This window comes from Pseudomonas sp. S2_E02, from assembly GCF_054668355.1.
The window spans coordinates 2,868,799-2,888,890 of sequence record NZ_CP162761.1 but is presented as its reverse complement, the minus strand read 5'-3'; the positions used below and the strand labels follow the sequence as shown (position 1 = coordinate 2,888,890).

Annotated in this window: 19 protein-coding genes; 11 read left to right on the top strand and 8 right to left on the bottom strand. The window is 56.8% G+C overall.

The window, feature by feature from the left end; translation table 11 throughout:
- Positions 1 to 82 precede the first annotated feature (82 nt).
- Both AB4O01_RS12920 and AB4O01_RS12915 read right to left on the bottom strand, forming a co-directional pair.
- Positions 83 to 1,150, bottom strand: a complete 1,068-nt coding sequence (locus AB4O01_RS12920; protein WP_460092260.1) for a diguanylate cyclase — start codon at positions 1,148 to 1,150, stop codon at positions 83 to 85.
- A 156-nt stretch (positions 1,151 to 1,306) separates the two neighbouring features.
- Entirely contained in the window at positions 1,307 to 1,915 is a 609-nt protein-coding gene (locus tag AB4O01_RS12915; RefSeq protein WP_257355950.1) for a TetR/AcrR family transcriptional regulator, read from the bottom strand.
- A gap of 217 nt (positions 1,916 to 2,132) precedes the next feature.
- Here AB4O01_RS12915 and AB4O01_RS12910 point away from each other — a divergent pair, with 217 nt between their 5' ends.
- Entirely contained in the window at positions 2,133 to 3,188 is a 1,056-nt protein-coding gene (locus tag AB4O01_RS12910) for an MBL fold metallo-hydrolase (RefSeq protein ID WP_116255044.1), read from the top strand.
- Positions 3,189 to 3,224: 36 nt separating this feature from the next.
- Here the strand turns inward: AB4O01_RS12910 and AB4O01_RS12905 are convergent, their stop codons facing one another.
- Together AB4O01_RS12905 and AB4O01_RS12900 are read right to left on the bottom strand one after the other, a co-directional pair.
- Positions 3,225 to 3,542, bottom strand: a complete 318-nt coding sequence (locus AB4O01_RS12905) for a helix-turn-helix domain-containing protein (protein WP_093430417.1) — start codon at positions 3,540 to 3,542, stop codon at positions 3,225 to 3,227.
- A gap of 93 nt (positions 3,543 to 3,635) precedes the next feature.
- Positions 3,636 to 4,403, bottom strand: a complete 768-nt coding sequence (locus AB4O01_RS12900) for an AraC family transcriptional regulator (RefSeq protein WP_460091968.1) — start codon at positions 4,401 to 4,403, stop codon at positions 3,636 to 3,638.
- Positions 4,404 to 4,515: 112 nt separating this feature from the next.
- Between AB4O01_RS12900 and AB4O01_RS12895 the strand changes: the two genes are divergently transcribed.
- From AB4O01_RS12895 to AB4O01_RS12885, 3 genes are all read left to right on the top strand, one after another.
- Positions 4,516 to 5,331, top strand: a complete 816-nt coding sequence (locus tag AB4O01_RS12895) for a sulfite exporter TauE/SafE family protein (RefSeq protein WP_460091967.1) — start codon at positions 4,516 to 4,518, stop codon at positions 5,329 to 5,331.
- A gap of 77 nt (positions 5,332 to 5,408) precedes the next feature.
- Positions 5,409 to 6,095: a DUF6933 domain-containing protein gene (locus AB4O01_RS12890; RefSeq protein WP_460091966.1), complete on the top strand. Its 687-nt coding sequence runs from the start codon at positions 5,409 to 5,411 to the stop codon at positions 6,093 to 6,095.
- A gap of 117 nt (positions 6,096 to 6,212) precedes the next feature.
- Positions 6,213 to 7,409 (top strand): hypothetical protein, encoded by a 1,197-nt coding sequence (locus tag AB4O01_RS12885; RefSeq protein ID WP_460091965.1) that lies wholly within the window; start codon positions 6,213 to 6,215, stop codon positions 7,407 to 7,409.
- A 3-nt stretch (positions 7,410 to 7,412) separates the two neighbouring features.
- Here AB4O01_RS12885 and AB4O01_RS12880 read toward each other — a convergent pair whose 3' ends face one another.
- Positions 7,413 to 8,399: a hypothetical protein gene (locus tag AB4O01_RS12880; protein ID WP_460091964.1), complete on the bottom strand. Its 987-nt coding sequence runs from the start codon at positions 8,397 to 8,399 to the stop codon at positions 7,413 to 7,415.
- A gap of 191 nt (positions 8,400 to 8,590) precedes the next feature.
- On the opposite strand from AB4O01_RS12880, the gene AB4O01_RS12875 reads away from it, so the two are divergent.
- Positions 8,591 to 9,685, top strand: a complete 1,095-nt coding sequence (locus AB4O01_RS12875) for an HNH endonuclease (RefSeq protein WP_460091962.1) — start codon at positions 8,591 to 8,593, stop codon at positions 9,683 to 9,685.
- Between the two features lie 139 nt (positions 9,686 to 9,824).
- Here the strand turns inward: AB4O01_RS12875 and AB4O01_RS12870 are convergent, their stop codons facing one another.
- From AB4O01_RS12870 to AB4O01_RS12860, 3 genes are all read right to left on the bottom strand, one after another.
- Positions 9,825 to 10,358, bottom strand: coding sequence for a BRO-N domain-containing protein (locus AB4O01_RS12870; protein ID WP_460091961.1), 534 nt, complete (start codon positions 10,356 to 10,358; stop codon positions 9,825 to 9,827).
- Between the two features lie 348 nt (positions 10,359 to 10,706).
- The gene (locus AB4O01_RS12865) at positions 10,707 to 11,957 is read right to left on the bottom strand and encodes a ribonucleotide-diphosphate reductase subunit beta (protein WP_460091960.1); all 1,251 of its coding nucleotides are present in this window, start codon (positions 11,955 to 11,957) and stop codon (positions 10,707 to 10,709) included.
- 542 nt (positions 11,958 to 12,499) lie between these two features.
- Positions 12,500 to 12,760: a DUF2790 domain-containing protein gene (locus AB4O01_RS12860; protein WP_093430405.1), complete on the bottom strand. Its 261-nt coding sequence runs from the start codon at positions 12,758 to 12,760 to the stop codon at positions 12,500 to 12,502.
- Between the two features lie 464 nt (positions 12,761 to 13,224).
- On the opposite strand from AB4O01_RS12860, the gene acs reads away from it, so the two are divergent.
- From acs to AB4O01_RS12830, 6 genes are all read left to right on the top strand, one after another.
- Positions 13,225 to 15,180 (top strand): acetate--CoA ligase, encoded by a 1,956-nt coding sequence (gene acs / locus AB4O01_RS12855; RefSeq protein ID WP_007912698.1) that lies wholly within the window; start codon positions 13,225 to 13,227, stop codon positions 15,178 to 15,180.
- Between the two features lie 711 nt (positions 15,181 to 15,891).
- Positions 15,892 to 16,665 (top strand): ABC transporter substrate-binding protein, encoded by a 774-nt coding sequence (locus tag AB4O01_RS12850; protein WP_038366516.1) that lies wholly within the window; start codon positions 15,892 to 15,894, stop codon positions 16,663 to 16,665.
- Positions 16,666 to 16,756: 91 nt separating this feature from the next.
- On the top strand, positions 16,757 to 17,446 hold the full coding sequence (locus AB4O01_RS12845; protein ID WP_007912702.1) for an ABC transporter permease: 690 nt from the start codon (positions 16,757 to 16,759) through the stop codon (positions 17,444 to 17,446).
- Positions 17,443 to 18,141 (top strand): ABC transporter permease, encoded by a 699-nt coding sequence (locus AB4O01_RS12840; RefSeq protein ID WP_007912703.1) that lies wholly within the window; start codon positions 17,443 to 17,445, stop codon positions 18,139 to 18,141. Before AB4O01_RS12845 ends, AB4O01_RS12840 begins: the two co-directional genes overlap by 4 nt.
- A gap of 1 nt (position 18,142) precedes the next feature.
- Positions 18,143 to 19,255, top strand: a complete 1,113-nt coding sequence (locus tag AB4O01_RS12835; protein ID WP_460091958.1) for a M14 family metallopeptidase — start codon at positions 18,143 to 18,145, stop codon at positions 19,253 to 19,255.
- 27 nt (positions 19,256 to 19,282) lie between these two features.
- Positions 19,283 to 20,047, top strand: coding sequence for an ABC transporter ATP-binding protein (locus AB4O01_RS12830; RefSeq protein WP_003227281.1), 765 nt, complete (start codon positions 19,283 to 19,285; stop codon positions 20,045 to 20,047).
- Positions 20,048 to 20,092 lie beyond the last annotated feature (45 nt).

Genomic DNA, 20,092 nt, shown 5'->3' with positions numbered 1-20,092 from the left:
TCCTTAGCTGGCAGATGGCTACTTATACAAAACTTCATAAACTTGTACAAGGAAGTAATTATTTGTAATTTTGTATAACTTTTTAGGCGTCGACGTTGTCTGTCGCGGTCCTGGTCAAGGCCACACTGATGGTATTGCGGCCCGTGTGTTTAGCGATGTAGAGCGCTTTGTCGGCATCGTCCAGCCAGTCCAGTGCATCCTTGTACAAGTATTGATAGCGCGCCAAACCGATACTCAGGCCCACTCGCAACTCTCGCACCTGCGGATGACGGTACTGCTGCAATGCCTCGCGCAATTGCTCCATCAGGGCCTCGGCCTTGTGCAGGGGCAGTGTCGGCAGGATCACGCAGAACTCGTCACCGCCGTAGCGCCCGGCCAATTCGTACTGGTCCAGCAGGCGTTTGAGCTCCTGACTCAATTGCCGCAGTACCTCATCGCCGACGATGTGCCCAAAGCTGTCGTTGATCTCCTTGAAATGGTCGATGTCGATCAACGCCAGAGTGGCTTGGGTGTTGTGTTGGCGGCACTGCTGAAATTTCAGGTGCAGCAGGTCTTTCCAGGCCCCGTGATTGAGCAGGCCGGTGAGGCTGTCGGTGCGGCTCAGGGCACTCAGTGCGCGTTTGTGTTGGGAGAGTTTGATCGCCAGGTGATAACAGACCATGCCCAGCGCGAGCGGATACAGGGTGAGCATCGGCAGGCACGCCCAGACTTGCGTTTGGGTCATCGTCAGGCTGAATTTGCCACCGAAAATCGCCCAGCCCAGCAGTACACCGGCGAGTTGCGCGAGGGCGCCGAACACGAACAGACGTTGGCCGCCGGCGGCAACGTTGTTCATGGTCATCATCGACAGGATGGTCACGGTGGTCAGCGGGTTGAACTGAAAGCACGCCGCCCAGAAACCGCCGAACATCGAGTCGTATAACAAATTGCGGCGTTCAGCCTGATACGGGAACGCCGAGCGCGTGGATATCTGGTAAGCCAAGTGCGGCCAGGCGAAACCGTTAAACAACAACAGCGCCCACAGCCAGTCGGGCATGTTCAGCGGATACAACGCCGCAGCGACGCTGAAGAATCCCACGCCCAAGCCAATGGCTCTGGGCAGATAAATACGTCTGGCGAATGACAAGCCTTTGCCGCGTTGGTTTTCCATGATGCCCTGCGCGAAATTCATCCTGAAATACTTTGCAGTATTTTCTCAGGCTAACCGTTCGTCGGTCGATTGTCGGACATTGTCATTTATTCCAACGGGAATAATCAGTGTCCTTCCGAGCCATTTAGTCGATGGTTCGCGCAGGAGAGGGGCGATTTAGAGCTGATAGTGGGCCAGAAACATCTGCAGCGCCGATTCGGCGACGCTGTTCTGCATATCGACATCGAGGGCGGCGCGGCCCATCGACATCTGCGGCCAGAAAGCAAAGGTCTTGAGCAAGCCTTGCACTTGCTGTGCGGCGAACTCCGGATCGACCGGTTTCAGTCGGCCGTCAGCCTGCGCGGCGCGAATCCACACGGTCAGACCTTCCTCGCGCTTGCCCATGCGCTCGACCATGTTCTGCGCGCGCTCCGGCGAGTGAATGGTGGCGGCAATTGCCACACGGGCCAGGGTCAGGAAATTCTCGTCAGCCATCAACTGCATTTTGGCCTGGAGCATCGGCCGTAATTGCTCACGCAAGGGCTGATCGCGGTTATAGACGACGGATTGCTCTGCGCTGATTCGTGCCCACAACTGGTTAAGAATTTCGGCGAACAACTCTTCTTTGCTGGGGAAATGGTTGTACACCGTGCGCTTCGACACACCGGCGGTGGCCGCGATTTTGTCCATGCTGGTGATCTCGAAACCGTTGGCACGGAATTCGGTAATCGCCGCTTGAATAATGGCTTCGCGTTTACGGTCGGTGAGGCGTTGTGGAGCTGTCATAAGTACGCTTCGGCAGTGAAAGGGTGAAATTACACTTGGCAGTTTACTTGTCATCCGCTTTGATGCAACCTAGAAACTACACCGCCCAGTGTAATGTTGCGTTAATCCTCGCAACCTAAAAAACAGACAGTTCGGCCTATGCGTGCAGCTTTGGCCATTTATCGTCCCAACCGTGGAGAAACCGCGAATTGCGCGGTTTTTCTGGAGTCATTCAGTCATGGCCAATCCAGTTTTGATCCCGGATAACACATCCACGCCTGAAGCCTCTCGACAGGCTCAAGGCCTGTTTCGTAATCATGCGCCGGTGCAACGCGAAGGCCTGCGCAAAATGCTGCGGATCATGTGGAACATGATTTTCCACAAACCGCGCAACACCCGGCCCGCTGCGCCGATCCCGGTGCAGGCGTTGACTCGGGAAGAGCTATTGGCGGCGCCCAACCACAGTGTCTATCGACTCGGTCACTCGACCCTGTTGCTGAAGCTGCGCGACAAATTCTTCATTACCGACCCGGTCTTCGCCGAGCGCGCATCACCAGTGCAGTGGGCCGGGCCGAAACGCTTCCACCAGCCGCCGATCAGCATCGACCAGTTGCCGCCGATCGAAGCGGTGATTCTGTCGCACAACCACTACGACCACCTCGATTACCAGGCCGTGCTCAGACTGGCCGCCAAGACCAACCTGTTCCTCACGCCACTGGGCGTCGGCGACACCCTGATCAAATGGGGCATCGATGCCAGCAAAGTCCGTCAGTACGATTGGTGGCAGGGCGCCGAGATTGCCGGCATCCGCTTCGTTGCTACACCGTCGCAGCATTTTTCCGGCCGTGGCCTGTTCGATGGCAACAGCTCCCTGTGGGCATCCTGGGTAATGATCGACGGCGACACGCGGATCTTCTTCAGCGGCGACAGCGGCTACTTCGACGGCTTCAAACGCATCGGCGAACAGTTCGGCCCGTTCGACCTGACCCTGATGGAAACCGGCGCCTACAACGTCGAATGGCCACACGTGCACATGCAGCCCGAAGAAACCTTGCAAGCGCACATCGACCTCAAGGGTCGCTGGCTCTTCCCGATCCACAACGGCACCTTCGACCTGGCGATGCACGCCTGGCATGAACCGTTCGACCGGATTCTGGCACTGGCGTGGGAGCGCAGTGTTTCGATTACCACGCCGCAGATGGGGGAGGCGTTCAATATCGCTCAACCGCAACGCGGGGAGGCATGGTGGTTGGCGGTTGAAGGGGAGAGTGAGGCGGTGGTGCAGAGCGCCTGATAGCTCGCCCAGTTCGCCCCTTCGGGGGCGATTGTCTTATTCAGCCATCGCAAAATCCCCACGCCCCATCGCTTCCGACGACACGCCCTGAACACTCGCACTACGCCCCGGTGCAAACCCCGGAAAGAACACCAGCCCCTGCGCCTCGAACCGGTAAGCCAGCGCCAGGCGCGCCGCATCCGCTACATCCTGCTGCGCTTCAAAGCGTTGAATGTCTTCAACCGAAATCTCAGCCTCCCGCGAGAGCTGTTCCACGCTCCAGCCCAGCATCGCTCGGGCCTGGACGCAGTGCGTCGGGGTGAACTGGAAAAGGGCAATGCGTTCGAGGATGTGGTTCATCGCAAGAGAGGCCATGGTGTGCTCCGGGCTCAAGAGTGCTGATTGAAAATGTACTGTGTTTTTGTACAGTTGTTTTCGGCCGGGATCAAACGCATTTTTTGATTTGCCCTAATTCGCCGCCTCCAACCAGACGGACGGTGCCTGCCCGAGGATCCGCCGGAACATCGTCGAGAACGCCGCCGGGCTCTCATAACCGAAGTCCAGTGCGATGCGCGTCACCGCTTCACCCGAGGCCAAGCGTGCCAGCGCCAGAACCACGCAAGCCTGCTGCCGCCATTGTCTGAAGCTCAGCCCGGTTTGTTGGCGAAACAGTCTGTTGAAGGTACGCAAGCTTATGTGTAATTGGTCGGCCCATTGCTGTGGCGATTGGTGGGCGTACGGCTGATGCAGAAAGTTCTGACACAGAGACAGGAGCTTTCCGTCAGTCGGCAGCGGAATGTGCAACGGCAGCGGCGCACTGCGCGTCAATTCATGCAGCAACAGATCGATCAATACGCCATCTCGCCCGCCGAGGTCATAGGTCAGCGGTACTTCCACCGCCTCCATCAGCAAATGCCGCATCAACGGCGACACACTGATCACCTGGCAACGTTCCCCCAAATCCACTGCACCCGGTTCGATGTACAAGCTACGAGTGCTGACCCCAAGCATCAACACCTCATGCGCCACCCCCGGTGGAATCCATACCGCGCGCTGCGGCGGCACGACCCAATTGCCGTCATGGGTACTGACCTGCATCACCCCGGTCGCGCCGTACAACAATTGCGCCCGACGATGCGTGTGAAAAGGCAGCAAGTGACCGTGGGAATAATCCGTACCGATCGCCACCACCGCGCGCGGCGTGTCATCCAGCAGATTGATCGAAACATTGCGCATCAGGCGTTTCCCAGTGGTTGGCGTAAACGCAAACATTATTGGCTGACTTGCTGAAGCAGGCCAAGCGATGCCGCTCTATCGTCGATCGCTCTCCTTTCACGGAAACCTCGTCATGTTCTATTTACTGCTGACCCTCTTCGGCTGCCTGACCGGCATCACCGCCGTCCTGTTCGGCTTCGGCGGCGGCTTCGTCGTGGTGCCGCTGCTGTATCGCCTGCTCACCGCCAGCCACGGCGCCGACGACCCGATCAGCCAGTCGGCAATGCACATCGCCGTCGCCACCTCGACCTGCGTGATGATCGTCAACGCCCTGATCGCCACCGACAAACACCGTCGCGCCGGCAATCTCATCCGCCATTACCTGTGGCCGTTGGGAGGGTTTATCGGAATGGGTGCGGTCGTGGGTGCAATAGCCGCGATTTGGGTCAGCGGCGAAGTGATTCGCTACGCATTCATCGGCTACCTCGGCGTGACCATTGTCGACTGCCTGCTGCGACGTGGCTTTCTCACTCAGAACCCAGATGTCATCCCACGCCGACTTGGCGCTACGGAAACTTCCGCAGGTGGTGTAGGCATCGGCGCCATCGCGACGTTTCTGGGTGTAGGAGGCAGCGTCATGACCGTGCCGCTGTTGCGCCGTTGTGGATTGAGCATGTCGCAAGCGACGTCCATGGCCAATCCGTTGAGTGTGCCGGTGGCATTGGCCGGGACGCTGACGTACATGGCGTTAGCAGGGTTCAGTCAGGCTGACCTGGGCGCGTGGTTTGTCGGGTATGTGGATCTGCTCGCGTTTGCGGTGCTGACGGTGGGGTCGCTCATCGGGATTCGATTGGCCGCGCCATGGATTGGACGGATCCCGGATCGGGTTCATGCCTGGGTCTATATCGGGTTGCTGATTATTGTGCTGCTGTGCATTTCGCTTAAATGAATCATTGCCAGGTTACAGCGGAAGAAATCAAAATCGGTAATTGAGCGCCATACTCCAGCAACTACCAGAGAACCCGGATGTTGATCTTCAATTGCACCGAAGCCGCCAGTAAGTTTTTCAGCCGTGTTCACAAAGGCAAAGTGATCACTCCGGTGGACGCTAAACCCCCGACCGCAGTTATCGAAGATGATCAACCGGGCAGCTCCAACGAGCAGTGGCTCGTGCACGCAATCACCGTCCAACGCAAACACGTGTTGCTCGTCATCCATGTGCAAACCCGCTATTGCATGATCCTCGCCGATGCCAAAAAGGCCGATGCTGAAGGGTTTGTCGCAGGATTTGTCGAACGCTGGCGCGAAGGCTTGCTACGCGACGCGATCAACCATGATTTCATGCAATGGGCTGACGCGGGAATCCTGTCGGATCGTTTTGACGAAGCCTGCGCAGAACATCGTTTCTATCGTCGCAGCCATCGGGGTGCACAACAGCACATTGAGCAGATCGCCTGGTTTTTTCAGGACTGTGCCGCCGAGTGGGGTTGTTTGCCGCAGGGCGAACGCGCGGCCATCGGGTTCGATGCGCAGATGAACAGTCGACTCAGAAACAGCAAAGGGCGCAAGGATTACTTCAGGCCAGATGAAGAAATGATCGCCCACTGGTTGCGCCAATATTGCGCTGTCGATGAGTCTGGCATTCAGGCTGCACTGGAGCGACGCAAACAGGCAGAGCGGAAGATCGAGGCGTTTCAGAGTGAACTGCAATAGCCTGAAAGTCACTGCGGGCCTCGCATCCCTGATTTGTTCTCTCCATAATCCCCCCGAATTTATCTGCGCCGGCCCTCAAGTGCCGGTGCGGCCTCCGCCTCTTTCAAGGAACGATCAATGCTCAAGGGACTGATGCGCCTGGCAACCTGCGCCGCTGTGCTGTTCTCTACGTTGTCCAGCGCGCATGCCGAAGATAACCGGCTGGTATTCACCGGTACGTTGGGCAAAATGCCGATCGTGTTCGAAGTCGACACCAGTGATCCGGAGCAAGTCACCGGTCGCTACTTCTATGAGAAATTTCACCGCGATCTAGAACTTAATGGCACCTATAAAAATGACGTCTTGCTGCTCACAGAGGGCAGCAATCGTATGGACCCGGACAAGCCATTACCGACCCTCAAACTGAAACCTATTGAGGCCGGCTGGAAGGGCGAATGGCAAAACGCTAAAGGCAAAAAACTGCCCGTGCTCGTTACCGATACGCCACTTCCCGAAGTTCCGGCGAATGCATTGCCCTACATCGCCAAGTTGCCCAAGAGCGAGCCCTACGAATATCTGCGGCTTCAGGGATTGAAACTCAAACCTGGTAAAAAGCAGGACTTCATGGGCTACTCCCTGCAATGGTGGGAAGAGCCTGATACCAAGATGTCCATGTTCAGCATCGAATCCGGGATGCCAAAAGAAGATCTGCAACGGGTTAACCAGCAATTGCTCGGGCGCTTGTGGGACGAGGCCATCAGTTACTACGGTTGCCAGTTGCGAGGTCGCGGTTACGCCGAATTCCTCCAGGATGTCACCCCGACATTTATCTCGCCCAGCGTCATCAGCCTGAACATCTCCACCAGCTACGACTGCGGCGGTGCGCACCCAGACTTCGGCGATTCACCGCTCAACATCGATGTGAAAACCGGCCATCCGTTGTCGCTCGAAGACGTGCTCTGGGTGGGCGAGGGTCAGCCAATCCTTCACGCTGATCGTTACCGAGGTGGTGACCAGCCATTGACCGAGGCTGAAGACGCAGCGCGCTCAAAGTACCAACGCGAAATCTTCAAGCCGTGGCTAATAAAGCAACTCACCGCGCTGTACCCGGATGAAATGAAGAAACCGGCAGGCGGAGATGAAGACAGTTGCGACTTCACCAATGAAGACAACTGGAGCTATTCCAACTGGCACTTCACCGAAAAAGGTTTGTACATCGGCGCGTATTTCGCCCGCGTCGAGCGAGCCTGCGATTCACCCGACTGGTCGATCCTGCCGTACTCGTTGATCAAACAACACCCCGGCGCCGTCAAACTGCAACTGCCCCAAGACTAACCATCACTCCAGCCCCGGCGCTTCGCGAATAATGAAGTGATCCAGGTTCTCGATATTGGCATTGAAGACCTCGAAAGGCTTTTCGGGGTTCTTCTTGCCGGGCACCTGCTTCAACTCCGGCGTCACCCCATAGAAGAAACAGAACAACGCCTTGTCGCTATCCACCGCGTGCTTGATCTCCTCCAGAAACGCCTTGCGCTTGCGGTAGTTGTCGATCAGCTTCTTGTTCAGATAAACGCTGACCGAGTACGGCTTCTTCTTACTGTCCTCGGGCTTCTTGAACCAGACCTTGTCCTCGAAATCGATACGAAAACTGGCACTGTGGAAGTCCTCGATTTTCTTGATCCGCCCCCAGTAAATCAGCCCTTTGTTGTCCGTCAGATACTCGATCTTCTTGAAGAACGAACTGTACGGCGCCGTATGCTCGCCGACCTTCAACGGCATCCGCTTGAGCAACTCCTTGTCCGCGAAGTTGGAAACAAAACACTCCACCGGATGCGCAAACACACTGGTCTTGTCCGGCGCCGACTCACGACCCGCCGACTCTTTACCACTGTCCGCCGCCACCCGCACCGGATCATCGCGCAACACATCCGCCACCCCCGCTGGCGCGACAGGCTTGCGCACATACTCACGCCGCGTCAGCAACAACTCTGATGGGAAGTGTTCCTCACGACCGTCATCCGCCTCGCCATCCGCCGTCTCAACGCCAGACGCTGAAGCCTTCAAACTCACATACGGACAACCCGCCACATGCAGCGTCGTGGGCAGATTCTTGAAGTGCGGCGTGCGCACGTAATTCACGTTCTTGGCGTTGAACGTACCCAACTCGTTGGAAGCCTCGAACGCCGAACGACAGGCATCGTTGGGGCACTGGAAGTGTTCCTTCGCCGAGTCAAACGCCACCGTCTCATCGAAATTGAGATCGCGAACGTCATAGATCGACAACTTGTCGTCGAGGCTGAGGCAGTAGGCGAGATCGAATTTCATGGTGGGGCTCGGATCCTTGAGGAGAAGATGGCGCGTTAAGACGAGTAAACGAGTTAGGGGGAGCACGCCGATATTAAAGGCAACGCCTAGAAATAGTGGCTCTTTGCTCTGTCATGTATTGAAACCCTTTTGGAGTTTGGCGACTATAGGAATTTTCCTACAGCCATAGACTACAAAGGGCGGCACTCGTGGTGATCAAAGCGGTCTCGAAGGAACGAATAGGCAGCGCGATGCTGGAGTTTGATCACAAATTTCGGAGTAGGCCTGAGTGGCAAGGCTGGGGAAAAAACCAATCGCATCGTTATGCCATTGACGCGGGCGGAGTCCTTTATCCAGCGAAGAAAATTGTCTCTTTGGCGACTGGCATTGCGGTAAGCGATTTTTCGGGTGGGCATCCGACCAACAGTTACCTTAAAAAGCGAGGCTTCACTATTGTGGAGCTACCTCGTGAAGAAGGTGAGCTTGTGTTGCAGTTCACGCCGGGGGTTGTTTATGACCGAAAAACTGAAATCAATGGGCCGTTCGGTGGTAGTCGACAAAGCGGCATAGCAGCGTCAGCTATCTATCCTGTGATTTTTTTGTTCACTGGCGATAGCGGTGAGCAATATGGTTATGCCGATCGTTGTGAAGATGGCGTCTATTTTTACACCGGTGAAGGTCGACGAGGGGCGATGACTTTGACTCGTGGCAACCGCGCTATTGCTGAGCATGCTGTGGATGGCCGAGCACTGCATTTGTTTAAGTCACTCGGCAAAAGTAAAGGCTGCGCTTATGTGGGGGAGTTTTCTTGTGCTGATATGTTCACGCGGACTCAGCCGGATTTAACTGGCCAGGATCGTGCGGCTATTGTGTTTCGACTAGTCCCAGTTGGTATTTCTGGCGGAACGATTGAGGTTGGTGAAGAGGACGAGAACAAGGCTGACCTTCCCGAGTCGCTGGCTGCTGCGCGGCTGGTGGCGCTCGCTGCTTGTCAGCTTGCCAGTGATGGAGTCGGGCAATCCGCCCCGCGTAAGATTTATCAGCGTAGCCAGAAGGTCTCGTACTACGTATTGATGCGTGCTCAGGGAATATGTGAGAGCTGTGAAATGCCAGCTCCGTTCTTGAAGAAGGATGGCACACCCTATTTAGAACCGCATCATGTGAATAGGCTCTCCGATGGCGGTTTAGACCACCCACGGTATGTGGCGGCTGTATGTCCAAGTTGTCATCGGGAAATTCACTCAGGGGTGCATGGCGCATTGGTGAATCAGAGATTGAAGCTTCGGTTGGAAGCAATTGAAGGTTGAGTATTCCAATTACGGTTGTTCTTTTCCGAACCCATATGATCGCCGAGGGGGCGAACCCTCGGTCGATATAGAATGGTTGTCATGAACTCCCTATGAAAAGTAGGTATGGGGCTCGCAAGTGCTCCCATAAACACGTCACCTAACCCATTGAGCGTTTCGATGATTGGAGCGCCTGAGTAACTCGTCGCCACCAATGTCGAATCGTACTGACTCTCCGCTGCGGCTGATCATTTAACACGTAAGGCATATCCCGAAGCCGAATCCAGCCTTCATCCTGCCAATGCAGCAGACTCAATGACATCTCCGGCCAATCCAACAAACTCAACATTGGCCGATTTGAGTCTCCCGAATTCTCCGCATCGCGCAAGGTTGGCACTACCTCGTTGGTCAGCCACTCACGCAACAACCGATTCCCCGGAACGTAGTGATAAACCAACAGCGCATACACCCCAGATTCACTGAGCATCAGATGCTGTTCTGGCTCTCGAAAGTACTCAATCCACATGACGCGGCGTTGATCGCTATCTAGCTTGTTGACCACCCGATCATTCATGTGGAAGCCCATCAAACGGCCAACATCCCGGGCGGAGAACCATGGCTGGTTTTCGAGTAGAAGGGCATGTAGAGAAAGGTTGTGGCGAGAGAAGACTATTACCGAGCATGGATCAGACATATTTATGACCTCTACGTTTTGGATTTTGGGAGGGCCTGACCCCAACGTAGAGCGGACTTAAGAAATCCCAACGAGCAGAGCAGTTACCACCGACGAATTACACGTCTGTGTCACTGACCAAGCTTTCTACGTTGGGCGTTTCTTAGGCACCTGCGATAGAGCTTAGTAGTGCTCGTAGCAGGGTTCAATGGGAAGTGACTGTAAGTGCTGTAGGAGATTGAGCGCTGTGGCGTAGGCGTAAAAAGGTTTACCGATCGCCCATAAAAAAGCCCCGATCAGATCGGGGCTTTTTGCTTTCTCGACTTGGCGAATCAGGAAGCAATCGTCAAATCACGCCAAGCGAGACCATTAGTCCCAGCTCAACGCACCACCAGTTTGGTATTCGATCACGCGAGTCTCAAAGAAATTCTTCTCTTTCTTCAAGTCCATAATCTCGCTCATCCAAGGGAACGGGTTAGTCGTCCCTGGATACTCTTCTTTCAAACCGATCTGCGACAAACGACGGTTAGCGATGAACTTCAGGTAGTCCTCCATCATTGCCGCGTTCATGCCCAGTACGCCGCGAGGCATGGTGTCGCGGGCGTATTCGATCTCCAGCTGCGTACCCTGCAGAATCATCTGGGTCGCTTCTTCCTTCATCTCAGCATCCCACAGGTGTGGGTTTTCGATTTTGATCTGGTTGATCACGTCGATGCCGAAGTTCAGGTGCATGGATTCGTCGCGCAGGATGTATTGGAACTGCTCGGCGACGCCTGTCATTTTGTTGCGGCGGCCCATGGAGAGGATCTGGGTGAAGCCGCAGTAGAAGAAGATGCCTTCCAGAACGCAGTAGTAGGCGATCAGGTTGCGCAGCAACTCTTTGTCGGTTTCGACGGTGCCGGTTTCGAACTTCGGATCGGAGATCGAACGGGTGTATTTCAGGCCCCAGGCGGCTTTTTTAGCGACCGATGGAATCTCGTGGTACATGTTGAAGATCTCGCCTTCATCCATGGCCAGCGATTCGATGCAGTACTGGTAGGCGTGGGTGTGGATCGCCTCTTCGAAAGCCTGGCGCAGGATGTACTGGCGGCATTCCGGGTTGGTGATCAGGCGGTACACGGCCAGTACCAGGTTGTTGGCAACCAGGGAGTCGGCGGTGGAGAAGAAGCCGAGGTTGCGCATGACGATGCGGCGCTCGTCGTCGGTCAGGCCTTCCGGGTTTTTCCAGAGGGCGATGTCGGCGGTCATGTTGACTTCTTGCGGCATCCAGTGGTTTGCGCAACCGTCCAGGTACTTCTGCCAGGCCCAGTCGTACTTGAATGGCACGAGTTGGTTGAGGTCGGCGCGGCAGTTGATCATGCGCTTTTCGTCAACGGCGACACGGGCGGAGGCGCCTTCGAGTTCGGCGAGGCCTTCGGCAACGTCGAGGGAGTTCAGTGCAGCCTTGGCGCGGGCGACAGCGGCCGAGTCGTCGGCGGTCACGGCGCGGGCTTCCAGCGCGGCGGCGCCGCCGGCGTTGTCCAGGCGGTCCATGTTGGCTTCGCTAGCGTGGCCGGCGTTGGCGCCTTTCACGGTTGCTACTTCACTGTCTTCTTTGTCGAATTCGTCCCAGCTCAGCATGACGTGTCGTCTCCTGCGTGAGGGCCTGTGCCCGTGTGAAACCTGATTGGTTGGTTTTTCACACGGTCGTACAGACCGCGTTGGATGTCGTTTTTTGCAGCGATGCACGCAGGCAAATAAACAGAAATTTTGACGGGTTCCGAGAGCCTCTGATGGGCGCAATCAGCGTTGAACGCTGCTGCGGGGCTTCAGAATGGCTTTTGCTCCCTGTAAGGGAATATTGCTGACCCGTATGGGGCGGCATTATAGGGAAAAAAACACGGCTGTGCTGAGGCGAATCCGCGCATGGAGCGGTCGAGGAGGGTGGTTTTTCGACGAGAGTGAGGGTTTACAGGGCTTTGCCGGGGATAGATTTTTTTTCGTAAAAATCTCGCCATTGTGAATTTGCTCAAAAAACGAACAAAAAAACCGGTTTTTCACTACATCTAGTGTTTTGCAAGCATTTTTGACGACTTCAAACACAACTGAGCCCGACCGAAGTCGGGCTGGAATCGACCCTCAATGAAGCGCTGAGAGATCCAATTCGGTGCAGTCTCGAATCATCAATTGGTGCAGCCGTTGCCCATGATGCTGTAGCGCAGGATGTGACGCTGACCTTTGGAGTCGTCGTATTCCATTTTGGCTGGAACCACTTCGCAGACATTCGGAACTTCGCTCATGGAAACAACTTTGGCGATGTCCAGGTGAGTCGAGTAAGTGTATTCCTCAACAACCGGTTGTTGCTGTGCGACATCAGTCGGGACCTCATCTGCCATGGCGGTTGCGCACAGACTGCTGAGGGCCAGAACCAATAAAGCTTTCATTTCAGATTTACCTTTTTGAGGTCGAGTGGGGTCACGCAACCTTTTTAGGGTTGCGTGTGGAACTTCATCGTTTGCAGTTATTACTTGAGAGCTGGATTAACGGCCTTCGTGGGGGCTGTAACGTTGTTAATCGCGTTTGCCTTGTCGGCGAGGTGAATTTTAGGGAGATGGGGCGGGGGTAAACAGACCGGGTTTTGATAAACACCTTTGGCAGATTTGGTAACAATCCCTTGAGATGGGGATTGATAACCGGGTGTTCTGTCTGTGGGACCGAGTTGTCTGAATCGCTTGCAGGCAAGCTCCCACAGGGTTGTGGGGTGTCTGAATAAATGGCGTGGGGCCTGCGTTTGGGGTATCTGGATGTTTTGTAGGGGCTTGTTACTACCATCGTCGAATGGTTCTATGGCCCCCGCCCCGTTACAACAGGGTCATACAAAAACAACTATTACACCGAGGTAGGAAAGATGAGTGCGGCTTCTCTGTATCCCGTTCGTCCCGAGGTTCTGGCTAACACGCTGACTGACGAGGCGACCTACAAAGCCATGTACCAGCAGTCGGTCGTCAACCCTGACGGCTTCTGGCGTGAGCAAGCCAAGCGTCTCGACTGGATCAAGCCTTTCACCACGGTGAAACAGACGTCGTTCGACGATCACCATGTCGACATCAAGTGGTTTGCCGACGGCACCCTGAACGTTTCCTACAACTGCCTCGACCGTCATCTGGCCGAGCGCGGCGATCAAGTCGCGATCATCTGGGAAGGCGACGATCCTTCCGAGAGCCGCAACATCACCTACCGCGAACTGCACGAGCAAGTCTGCAAGCTCGCCAACGCCCTGCGTGGTCAGGACGTGCACCGCGGCGACGTGGTGACCATTTATATGCCGATGATTCCCGAAGCCGTGGTCGCCATGCTGGCCTGCACCCGGATCGGCGCGATTCACTCGGTGGTGTTCGGTGGATTCTCGCCGGAAGCCCTGGCCGGTCGCATCATCGACTGCAAATCGAAAGTGGTGATCACCGCTGACGAAGGTATCCGCGCCGGCAAGAAGATTTCCCTCAAGGCCAACGTCGACGATGCGCTGACCAACCCGGAAACCAGCAGCATCCAGAAAGTCATCGTGTGCAAGCGCACCGGTGGCGACATCAAGTGGAACCAGCATCGCGACATCTGGTACGAAGACCTGATGAAAGTGGCGGGCACCGTCTGCGCGCCGAAAGAGATGGGTGCCGAAGAAGCGCTGTTCATCCTTTATACCTCCGGTTCGACCGGCAAACCGAAGGGCGTGCAGCACACCACTGGCGGTTATCTGCTGTATGCGGCGATGACCCACGAGCGCGTGTTCGACTACCGTCCGGGCGAAGTCTACTGGTGCACCGCCGACGTCGGCTGGGTCACCGGCCACAGCTACATCGTCTACGGCCCGCTGGCCAATGGCGCGACCACACTGCTGTTCGAAGGCGTGCCGAACTACCCGGACATCACCCGGGTGGCGAAGATCGTCGACAAGCACAAGGTCAATATCCTCTACACCGCACCAACCGCGATTCGCGCGATGATGGCTTCGGGTCAGGCCGCCGTTGAAGGTGCGGATGGCAGCAGCCTGCGCCTGCTCGGTTCGGTCGGCGAGCCGATCAACCCGGAAGCCTGGGATTGGTACTACAAGAATGTCGGCAAGTCGCGTTGCCCGATCGTCGATACCTGGTGGCAGACCGAAACGGGCGGCAACATGATGAGCCCGTTGCCGGGTGCCCACGCGCTGAAGCCGGGTTCGGCAGCACGTCCGTTCTTTGGTGTGGTGCCGGCGCTGGTCGACAACCTCGGTAACATCATCGAGGGCGAGGCCGAAGGCAATCTGGTGATTCTCGATTCGTGGCCAGGTCAGGCACGTACGCTGTATGGCGATCACGATCGTTTCGTCGATACCTACTTCAAGACCTTCCGTGGCATGTACTTCACCGGTGACGGCGCGCGTCGTGATGCCGATGGCTACTACTGGATCACCGGACGTGTCGATGACGTGCTCAACGTCTCCGGCCACCGCATGGGCACGGCGGAGATCGAGAGCGCGATGGTTGCGCATCCGAAAGTTGCCGAGGCGGCTGTTGTGGGTGTGCCGCATGACATCAAGGGGCAAGGCATTTATGTCTATGTCACGTTGAAGAATGGCGAGGAGCCGACCGAGCAGTTGCGTCTGGAGTTGAAGAACTGGGTGCGCAAGGAGATCGGGCCGATTGCTTCGCCGGACGTGATTCAGTGGGCACCGGGGCTACCGAAGACGCGTTCGGGCAAGATCATGCGCCGCATTCTGCGCAAGATTGCGACGGCGGAATATGACGGGTTGGGGGATATCTCCACGTTGGCGGATCCGGGTGTGGTGCAGCATTTGATTGATACGCACAAGACGATGAATGTTGCTTAAGTAGCAGGTCTGAAAAGAAGAAAGCCCCGTCCGGTGTATGCCGTGCGGGGCTTTTTTGTGTCTGGAGGTTTTGTGGTGGCTGAACCGGCTTCATTGATCGTTCCCACGCTCTGCGTGGGAATGCAGCAAGGGACGCTCTGCGTCCCAGAAGCCGACGCAGAGCGTCAAGGGAGGCATTCCCACGCAGAGCGTGGGAACGATCAGCGACTCAACCAATAATTATCGATCTCCCCCGTAAGACATTTCCCACTGTTACCCAACACCTTCCTCGTAACCGAATGTGTAACCGCCCGCCCCGCGACGGGGCAAAGAGAAACGTATCGCCCCGTTTTAGAGCCTCGAAACCCCCGGTGAAAAATAAGACACAACGCTGCGCTTGCCGGATTAGAAGGGTTTGCGAATAATAGGCCCGCAATTTGCAGCATAGATCGGTTCACTGTCTTTCGCTCTTGCATGAAATTGCAAGGCTGTCAATGTGCTCAAGTCGCTTTCTCTGTGCATCTGTAATTAGTTGTCGCATTGAAGAAATATCGGCTTCGGGCCTGTCGTTAGAATGCCGATCACTCGCTCATCGTGGCTGACGTTGAAATCTCCGACGGTTTCAATGGGAAATTTCCCACCGATGCAGCAACCGATTTCCCGATTCACCCATTCGCATATTGGGCTGTCGCTCACTCTGCCGTTTTTGCCCTTTACCGATGGAGTCCCAAGATGAAGAAACTTGTGCTGCTTGGCGCCCTGGCACTGTCCGTGCTGTCGATGAACGCCTTCGCTGACGAAAAACCTCTGAAGATCGGTATCGAAGCGGCTTACCCTCCGTTCGCTTCGAAAGCACCGGACGGCAGCATCGTCGGTTTCGACTACGACATCGGCAACGCTCTGTGCGAGCAGATGCAGGTCAAGTGTGTGTGGGTCGAGCAAGAGTTCGACGGTCTGATCCCGGCACTGAAAGTGCGCAAGATCGACGCGATCCTGTCGTCCATGTCGATCACTGAAGACCGCAAGAAGTCGGTCGACTTCACCAACAAGTACTACAACACTCCGGCACGTCTGGTCATGAAGGCCGGTACTCAGGTCAGCGAAGGTCTGGCTGAGCTGAAGGGCAAGAACATCGGCGTACAGCGTGGTTCGATCCACGAGCGTTTCGCCCGCGAAGTCCTCGCCCCGCTGGGTGCCGAGATCAAGCCGTACGGTTCGCAGAACGAAATCTACCTCGACGTGGCCGCCGGTCGCCTCGACGGCACCGTGGCTGACGCCACCCTGCTGCAAGACGGCTTCCTCAACACCGACGCCGGCAAAGGCTTTGCGTTCGCCGGTCCAGCGTTCACCGACGTCAAATACTTCGGCGACGGCGTAGGCATCGCAGTCCGTAAGGGCGATGCCCTGAAAGACAAGATCAACGCGGCCATCGCGGCCATCCGCGAAAACGGCAAATACAAAGCAATCCAGGACAAGTACTTCGCCTTCGATATCTACGGCAAGTAACACGTCTCTGCGACAAGTCCGAAATGGCGCAAGCAACAGGATCTCTGCGGTTTGCGCCATTTTTTCATCCCAACTTTCGAGGACCTGAATCATGTTGAAAGGCTACGGGGCTGTCATCCTCGATGGCGCATGGCTGACGCTTCAGCTCGCCTTGTCGTCCATGGCTCTGGCCATCGTTCTCGGGCTGATCGGTGTCGCGTTACGCCTGTCGCCGGTGCGCTGGCTGGCGTGGCTGGGCGATCTGTATTCCACGGTCATCCGCGGGATTCCTGATCTGGTGCTGATCCTGCTGATCTTTTACGGCGGTCAGGACTTGCTCAACCGCGTCGCACCGATGCTCGGCTATGACGATTACATCGACCTGAACCCGCTGGCCGCCGGTATCGGCACCCTCGGTTTCATCTTCGGTGCGTACCTGTCGGAAACCTTCCGCGGCGCGTTCATGGCCATTCCGAAAGGTCAGGCCGAAGCGGGCATGGCCTACGGCATGAGCAGTTTTCAGGTGTTCTTCCGGGTGATGGTGCCGCAGATGATTCGCCTGGCGATTCCGGGCTTCACCAACAACTGGCTGGTACTCACCAAGGCGACCGCGCTGATTTCCGTGGTCGGTCTGCAAGACATGATGTTCAAGGCCAAGCAGGCGGCAGATGCCACTCGCGAGCCTTTCACCTTCTTCCTCGCAGTGGCGGCGATGTACCTGGTGATCACCAGCGTTTCGTTGCTGATCCTGCGTCAACTTGAGAAGCGCTACTCGGTAGGCGTAAGGGCGGCTGATCTATGATCTTCGACTACAACGTCATTTGGGAGGCCATGCCGCTGTACCTCGGCGGCCTGCTGACCACCCTCAAACTGCTCGCGCTGTCGCTGTTTTTCGGTCTGCTCGCGGCCCTGCCGCTGGGACTGATGCGCGTCTCGAAGAACCCGGTCGTCAACGGCGCCGCGTGGCTTTACACCTACGTGATCCGTGGCACGCCGATGCTGGTGCAGCTGTTCCTGATCTACTACGGTCTGGCGCAGTTCGAAGCAGTACGCGAAAGCTTCTTGTGGCCGTGGCTGTCCAGCGCAACGTTCTGTGCGTGCCTGGCCTTCGCGGTCAACACCAGCGCCTACACCGCCGAGATCATCGCCGGCAGCCTCAAGGCCACGCCGAACGGTGAGATCGAAGCGGCCAAAGCCATGGGCATGTCGCGCTTCAAACTGTACAAACGCATTCTGCTGCCATCGGCCCTGCGCCGGGCACTGCCGCAGTACAGCAACGAAGTGATCATGATGCTGCAGACCACCAGTCTGGCCTCCATCGTCACCCTGATCGACATCACTGGCGCGGCGCGCACGGTCAACGCGCAGTTCTATCTGCCGTTCGAGGCGTACATCACCGCCGGCGTGTTCTACCTGTGCCTGACGTTCATTCTGGTCAAGCTGTTCAAACTGGCCGAGCGTCGCTGGTTGAGCTACCTGGCCCCGCGGAAGCACTGATATGGAACGCATCGACCACGTATTGCCGTGGAGCCACTTGGGCAGCGAGCGCAAGATTTCGGTGTTCCGTTTCGGACGCGGCGAGCGCAAGGCATACATTCAGGCCAGCCTGCACGCTGATGAATTGCCGGGCATGCGCACCGCTTGGGAGCTGAAAAAGCGCCTCGGCGAACTCGAAGCCAAAGGCTTGCTCAACGGTGTCATCGAACTGGTGCCGGTCGCCAACCCGTTGGGTCTCGGGCAATTGCTGCAAGGCAATCACCAGGGCCGCTTCGAGGCCGGCAGTGGCAAGAACTTCAATCGCGATTTCGTCGAGCTGAGCGCGCCGGTTGCGGCCACTTTGGCTGACAGCCTTGGTGATGATCCGCACGCCAATGTGCGTCTGATCCGTCAGGCGATGGCCGATCATCTGGCGGCATTGCCGGAGGCGAGCAGCCAGTTGCAAGGCATGCAGCGAGTTTTGCTAAGCCATGCCTGCACCGCTGATGTGGTGCTTGATCTGCACTGCGATGCCGAAGCCGCGCTGCACATGTACGCGTTGCCGCAGCACTGGCCGCAGTGGCGCTCACTGGCCGCACATCTGAATGTGAAGGTCGGATTGCTCGCGGAAGATTCCGGCGGCAGCTCGTTCGATGAAGCTTGTTCGCTGCCATGGCTGCGTCTGTCGCGGCAGTTCCCTGATGCGCAGATTCCGCTGGCGTGTCTGGCGACCACGATTGAGCTGGGCGGTCAGGCCGACACCGGTCGCGCTGAAGCCTGCGCCTATGCTGAAGGCATTCTCGCCTTCCTCGCCGAGCAGGGCTTGATTACCGGCGAGTGGCCGAACCCTGCACACGAAGCCTGTGAAGGCATGCCGTTCGAAGGCACCGAGTTGCTGTTCGCGCCGCATCCGGGCGTCGTAAGTTTTCTGCGCAAGCCCGGCGAGTGGGTCGAGGCGGGCGACGAGATTTTTGAAGTGATTGATCCTCTGTCCGATCGGGTCAGCACGGTGTGTGCTGGTACCTCCGGGGTGCTGTTTGCCATTGAACGGCTGCGTTATGCCCAACCCGGTTTCTGGCTGGCCAAGGTGGCGGGGCGCGAAGCGCTGCGTCACGGGCGCTTGCTCAACGACTGACTGACTGTTTTTGTGAGAACCGACCGCATGTACAAACTTGAAGTCCAAGACCTGCATAAACGCTATGGCAGTCACGAAGTGCTCAAGGGCGTGTCCCTGAAAGCGGCAGCCGGCGATGTGATCAGCATCATCGGCTCCAGTGGCTCCGGCAAAAGTACTTTCCTGCGCTGCATCAACCTGCTCGAGCAGCCGCACGCGGGCAAGATTCTGCTCAACAACGAAGAGCTGAAACTGGTGGCGAACAAGGACGGCGCGCTGAAAGCCGCTGATCCGAAACAGCTGCAACGCATGCGCTCGCGCCTGTCGATGGTGTTTCAGCATTTCAACCTGTGGTCGCACATGACTGCGCTGGAAAACATCATGGAAGCGCCGGTGCATGTACTCGGTGTCTCCAAGGCCGAAGCCCGCGAGAAAGCCGAGCACTACCTGAACAAGGTTGGCGTGGCCCATCGTAAAGACGCGTTCCCGGGGCACATGTCCGGTGGCGAGCAGCAGCGTGTGGCGATTGCTCGTGCTCTGGCGATGGAACCTGAAGTGATGCTGTTCGACGAACCGACTTCAGCCCTCGACCCGGAACTGGTGGGCGACGTGCTGAAGGTGATGCAAGCGCTGGCTCAGGAAGGTCGCACCATGGTCGTGGTCACGCACGAAATGGGCTTTGCCCGTGAAGTGTCGAACCAGTTGGTGTTCCTGCACAAAGGTGTGGTTGAAGAGAGCGGCAACCCGCGCGAAGTGCTGGTGAATCCGCAATCGGAACGTTTGCAGCAATTCCTCTCGGGCAGCCTCAAGTAATCGCTGCCGTTATGCACCAGATTAGGTCATGCTTCGCGACCTAGA